This is a genomic window from Phycicoccus sp. Root563 (genome assembly GCF_001427915.1).
Taxonomy (GTDB): Bacteria; Actinomycetota; Actinomycetes; order Actinomycetales; family Dermatophilaceae; genus Pedococcus.
Window position 1 is genome coordinate 1,790,351 of the sequence record NZ_LMGM01000001.1, and the last position, 452, is coordinate 1,790,802.

The 452-nt window shown below is 71.5% G+C and carries 1 protein-coding gene; it reads right to left on the reverse strand.

Annotated elements, in window-relative coordinates:
- The coding region (locus ASD62_RS20980; RefSeq protein WP_369818814.1) for a DUF222 domain-containing protein at positions 1-424 on the reverse strand (424 nt) is incomplete at its 3' end.
- Between the last annotated feature and the right edge of the window lie 28 nt (positions 425-452).

Consider the following 452-nt stretch of genomic DNA (forward strand, 5'->3'; position numbering starts at 1 on the left):
AACAACCCCCGTCACGCAACCACAACCGGCGCACCTGAGCCGTGGTGAACAACCGCACCACCCGGCCCTGGTCCACCACCTCACCACCCGACCCCAACACCACCGGCAACACCGACGCCTCACACGCCAACCGGCGCACCGTCTCCGGGGCCACCAACACCCCCGCGTCCGGACCACCGACCGTCACCCCCGCCCCACGCACACCACTGGCCAGAGCAGCCCAGTCCATCGTCACCACCAGCTGCGTCTTCGCGTTCGGACCCACCCCCTCACCCGCTGCCACAGCCCGGCGCACCAACGCCACCAACGCCTCACCCCGACGCCGATCACAGCTGCGCAGGTCCCGCTCACCGTCCACCGGCCTGGGTGCCGACAACGGACCGAGCGCAGCCTCCAGCACCGCCCTGCCCTCGCTGTCCAGCACCAGCCGGTACTCCGCAACCCCGGTCCCG